This is a genomic window from Tsukamurella soli (assembly GCF_039541155.1).
Taxonomy (GTDB): Bacteria; Actinomycetota; Actinomycetes; order Mycobacteriales; family Mycobacteriaceae; genus Tsukamurella; species Tsukamurella soli.
In genome coordinates, this window is record NZ_BAABFR010000181.1 from 1 (window position 1) to 4,990 (window position 4,990).

Consider the following 4,990-nt stretch of genomic DNA (forward strand, 5'->3'; position numbering starts at 1 on the left):
CACCAGGCCAGTATCGACGCTGTCCCGAGTCGATGAGATGGTCATGGTCACGATATCGGTGCCCCAGTCTCGCCCTGTAGTGATGAACTCTGAATCGAACTGTCTCACCTAACCCTGTCACACAGGGCGCCCCCGTGTAGCGAGCTCCGATTGTGCCGGAGGTCGGTAGTGGCGCTACACGTCCGGCAACACTATGGGCTGCGCATCTCGTGCACACGTGGGATGTCCGATCGCCGCGGATATGGTGACGCCGTGGTGAGGTCGGCTTTGGTCGACAGTTGCCGGAGGGTGGCAACGAGTGGTCGGCGCCGCCAGGTGGACGCCTGCACGCTGAGCTGTGCGGGCCGCTTCCGGACCGCGTTGACGCGACTGTTGACGACAAACGGCCCGTGATCCTGTCGGTGCAGGTCACGGGCCGTTTCTTCGGCGGAGGATAGGGGATTTGAACCCCTGAGGGCTGTTAACCCAACCCGCGTTCCAGGCGAGCGCCATAGGCCACTAGGCGAATCCTCCGCCCAGGATGCTAGTCGATCGCGGGGGTGAAACCCAAAACGCGACCTCCGAGGCGGCTCGTGGCGCGGGTGGGTATAGTGAGCGCCGGACTCCGCGCGGCGTCCATCCTGTGAACTCCCCCAGGGCGGGAACGCAGCAAGGGTCAACGGGCTCTGGCGGGTGCGCGGAGTCCCCTTTTATGTCTCGTCTGTACCGAAGGTGGCGCATTGACCACGTACGTCTCCATGAGCTCCGCGGAACTCGCTGATGTACACGCGGATCTGAAGGCTCGGTACGAGAAGCTCAAGTCGGCCGGGCTGAAGCTGGACCTCACCCGCGGTAAGCCCTCACCCGAGCAGCTGGATCTGTCCAACGAGCTGTTGTCCCTGCCCGGCGACGGAGATTTCCGGGCCGCCGACGGCACCGACACCCGCAACTACGGTGGCCTCGCCGGATTGGCGGAGCTGCGCGCGATCTTCGGCGAGTTGCTCGACATCCCCGCCGACAACCTGGTCGCGCAGAACAACGCCAGCCTCGAGATCATGTACCGTCTCGTCACCTTCGCCGCGCTGCACGGCACCGTCGACGGTGACGCGCCCTGGCCTACCGACGGCACCTCCACATTCCTGTGCCCCGCGCCCGGCTACGACCGGCACTTCGCGATCACGGAGAGCCTCGGCTTCGACATGATCCCCGTGCCGATCAACCCGGATGGGCCGGATGTCGCCGTCGTCAAACGGCTCGTCGCCGACGACCCCACGATCAAGGGGCTGTGGGCCGTCCCCAAGTTCTCCAACCCCACAGGCGCCGTCTACTCCGCGGAGGTGACGCGCGAGCTGGTGTCGATGCCCACCGCGGCCAAGGACTTCCGGCTGTTCTGGGACGACGCGTACGCCGTCCATCCGCTCGAAGGCGACGCCCCGGCGAGCCACGACATCCTCTCCATGGCCCGCGACGCCGGCCACCCGAACCGCCCCTACGTGTTCGCATCCACGTCGAAGATCACCTTCGCGGGCGCGGGGGTCAGCTTCTTCGGCGCGTCCACCGAGAACCTGATGTGGTACGCGCGGCACAACGCGATCACGTCGATCGGGCCCGACAAGGTCAACCAGCTGCGCCACGTCCGGTTCTTCGGCGACGCCGACGGCGTCCGCGCCCACATGCGCCGCCACCGTGAGCTTCTCGCGCCGAAGTTCCGCCGCGTCCTCGAGATCCTCGAGGATCGGCTGGGCGGACCGAAAGTGGCTTCGTGGACCGAACCCAAGGGCGGCTACTTCATCAGCGTCGACGTGCTCGACGGAACCGCCGCGCGCACCGTCGAACTCGCGGCGGACGCCGGGATCGCGCTGACCGCCGCCGGCTCCACGTTCCCGCTCCGGCGCGACCCACACGACCGAAACATCCGCCTGGCACCGTCGTTCCCCGGCCTGAGCGAGTTGGAGACCGCGATGGACGGCTTCGCGACCTGTGTACTCTTGGCCTCTGCCGAGAAGCTCTTGCGGCACTAGCACGGATCGAGGAGGTCCCGGTGGCGGAGGCCCCCATCCGGCAATTCCCCCGCCACTGGGCGGTTCTCGCGCTGTTCACCGCTGCCGCGGCGGTGGCCGTCTGGCAGCAGATCGTGCGTGTGCCGATCGACGCGCCCATGTGGGGCCTGATGCACAACCAGGTCGACGCGCAGGTCTACCGCCTCGGCGGGTACATCGTGACGCACCGCACGCAGCGGCTCTACGACGGTGCCCTGATGAACGACATCCTGCCGTTCACCTACACCCCGTTCGCGGCGGTGATCTTCGTGCCGCTGTCGTGGATGTCCCCGGACGTGATGCGTTGGGTGTGGACGGTGGCCGTGGTCGCCGCTCTGCTTGCGTGCGTGCTGATCGCGTTCCGGCTGATGGGTTTCCGTCGGGACTGGCGTGTCTGGTGGGCGGCGGTGTGCATCGTGCTCGTCGCGTCCTGCCTCGAGCCGGTGCGGACCACCCTGTGGTACGGGCAGATCAACATCTTCCTCATGCTCCTACTGCTGTGGGACCTCGGGCGCCCGCCCGGCGCGCGGTGGAAGGGGTTCAGCGTCGGCATCACCGCCGGGATCAAACTGACGCCGATCTTCTTCCTCGCCTACCTCCTGGTGACGCGGCAGTGGCGGGCCGCGCGCAACGCCGTCGTGGCACTGGTGGTGACGATTGCGGTCGGCTTCGCCGCCATCCCGGCAGACTCGTGGCAGTACTGGTCCGGCACATTCATCGACGCCAATCGCGTGGGGCAGCCCGATGCCGTGTCGAACCAGTCGATCAACGGACTCATCGGATACCTGTCCGGCGCCCGGACCCCGTCGACGGGGGTGTGGCTCGCCGTCGCCGTGCCCGCCGCCCTGGTGGGGCTCGCGGTCGCGGCACTGGCGTATCACCGCGGGAAGACTCTGCTGAGCATCTGCCTCGCCGGTCTCACCATGACCGCCGTGTCGCCGTTCTCGTGGGGACACCACTGGGTGTGGATCGTCCCGCTGCTGGTGCTGCTGCTGGCCCCGGCGCTGACCACGTCACGGCCGCTGCTGCGGGCGGCGTACCTGATCCCGCCACTCGCGCTGGTCGCGGCGACCTTCATCTGGATCAGCTACTTCCCCGGCGCCGTGCCCGATGGTGTGCCGTGGGTCCATGAGGTGTTCGCGATCGGCATCTTCCTGCGACCCGAGCCGCCGGGGCTGCTGCGGGTGCTGTACTCCGGCGTGTACGTGTGGATCTTCGCGGTGACGACGGTGCTGAGCGCGCTCTGGCTCGCGCTCTCCGACGACCGCCGCGTCGGCTGAACCTTTGCGCTCGAAGCGCGGGAATCCGGTCCCGGAATCTCGCAGGCCGGGACAGAAGTCGGAAGCGACGGGGCCGCCCGACACCGTCGTAGCTCCCCGGTAGCCTTGGCCCGTGGCTCTCTACCGCAAGTACCGCCCCGCGACGTTCGCTGAGGTCGTGGGCCAGGAACACGTCACCGAGCCGCTGAGCACCGCGCTCGACTCGGGCCGGATCAACCACGCCTACCTGTTCTCGGGCCCGCGCGGCTGTGGGAAGACCTCGTCGGCGCGCATCCTGGCCCGCTCGCTCAACTGCGAGCAAGGGCCCACGTCCACGCCGTGCGGCGTGTGCAACTCCTGTATCGCGCTCGCGCCGGGTGGGCCGGGCAACCTCGACGTCACGGAGATGGACGCGGCGTCGCACGGTGGCGTCGACGATGCCCGTGAGCTGCGGGACCGTGCGTTCTATGCGCCCGCCGAGTCCCGCTACCGCGTGTTCATCGTCGACGAGGCGCACATGGTGACGCCGCAGGGTTTCAATGCGCTGCTCAAGATCGTCGAAGAGCCGCCCGAGCACCTCATCTTCATCTTCGCCACGACCGAGCCCGAGAAGGTGCTCACCACCATCCGGTCGCGTACGCACCACTACCCGTTCCGCCTGCTGGCGCCCGCGGTGATGCGGCCGTTGCTCGAGCGCATCTGCGGCGCCGAGAGCGTCCCCGTCGAGCCGGCGGTCTACCCCCTGGTGATCCGCGCGGGCGGCGGCTCGCCGCGTGACTCCCTCTCGATCATGGACCAGCTGCTCGCCGGCGCGGGTCCCGAGGGGGTCACCTACCAGCGTGCGCTCGGCCTGCTGGGGGTCACCGATGTGGCGCTGATCGACTCCGCCGTCGACGCGCTCGCCGAGTCCGACGGTGCCGCGTTGTTCGGGGCGGTCGAGCGTGTGATGGACGCCGGCCACGACCCGCGCCGGTTCGCGATGGACCTGCTCGAGCGGCTACGCGACCTGATCCTGCTGAACACCGTTCCCGACGCCGCCGACCGCGGTCTCATCGACGTCCCGGTAGACGTCCTCGACCAGATGCGCTCGGAGGCTTCCCGTCTGGGACTCGGCACCCTCACGCGGTGCGCCGAGGTCACGCACGCCTCGCTCGCGGAGATGCGCGGCGCCACATCGCCGCGGCTGCTCCTCGAGGTGATGTGCGCGCGCATGCTGCTTCCCGGTGCCGACGACTCGCATGCCGCGCTCCTGCAACGCGTCGAGGTGCTCGAGCGGCGGCCGGTGGGTGCCTCGGGCGGTGCGCCCGCGCCCGCGGGTGGCGCTTCGGACGCCCCCGCGGGGGATCAGCGGTTCGTGCGGCCGAGCCAGCGCCCGGCGCAACCGGCGCAGCAGGCAGAGCAGGCAGAGCAGGAGCCGGTACCGGTACCGGTACCGCCGACCCGACCGGTACCGGAGCCGCCGGTGCCGCAGGCCGCCGAATCAGCGCCACCGCCGCAGCCGGAACCCGTGGCGGAGCCCGCATCGCCGCAGCCGGAACCCGTGGCGGAGCCCGCATCGCCGCCGGTGGACCAGACGCCCGAGGGCGTGCCGGTGATGCACCGTCCCGCCGGCGCGGACGAACGCGCCACCGACCCCGTGCCCGCGGAGCCTGCGGCACCCGCACCGCGGGAAGTCGGAGGCCAAGCGGTCTTAGGAAGACAACCACTAGTCCC

Annotated in this window: 2 protein-coding genes, 1 tRNA gene and 1 other RNA gene; 3 read left to right on the top strand and 1 reads right to left on the bottom strand. The window is 69.2% G+C overall.

All coding sequences use genetic code 11. From position 1 onward, the window contains the following. Nucleotides 1-427: 427 nt before the first annotated feature. Nucleotides 428-513 (bottom strand) — tRNA-Ser (locus tag ABD908_RS26535). A gap of 83 nt (nucleotides 514-596) precedes the next feature. On the opposite strand from ABD908_RS26535, the gene ffs reads away from it, so the two are divergent. The 3 genes from ffs (at nucleotide 597) to ABD908_RS26550 (ending at nucleotide 3,298) form a co-directional block, all read left to right on the top strand. After that, nucleotides 597-691: signal recognition particle sRNA small type (gene ffs, locus ABD908_RS26540), an RNA gene on the top strand. Between the two features lie 46 nt (nucleotides 692-737). Further along, on the top strand, nucleotides 738-2,000 hold the full coding sequence (locus tag ABD908_RS26545; protein ID WP_345001786.1) for an aspartate aminotransferase type Ic: 1,263 nt from the start codon (nucleotides 738-740) through the stop codon (nucleotides 1,998-2,000). 20 nt (nucleotides 2,001-2,020) lie between these two features. Further along, nucleotides 2,021-3,298, top strand: coding sequence for a glycosyltransferase 87 family protein (locus ABD908_RS26550; RefSeq protein WP_345001782.1), 1,278 nt, complete (start codon nucleotides 2,021-2,023; stop codon nucleotides 3,296-3,298). Nucleotides 3,299-4,990 lie beyond the last annotated feature (1,692 nt).

Coding starts and splice junctions, on each gene's coding strand:
- ABD908_RS26545 (WP_345001786.1), top strand. CDS start 738: ATGAGCTCCGCGGAACTCGCTGATGTACACGCGGATCTGAAGGCTCGG.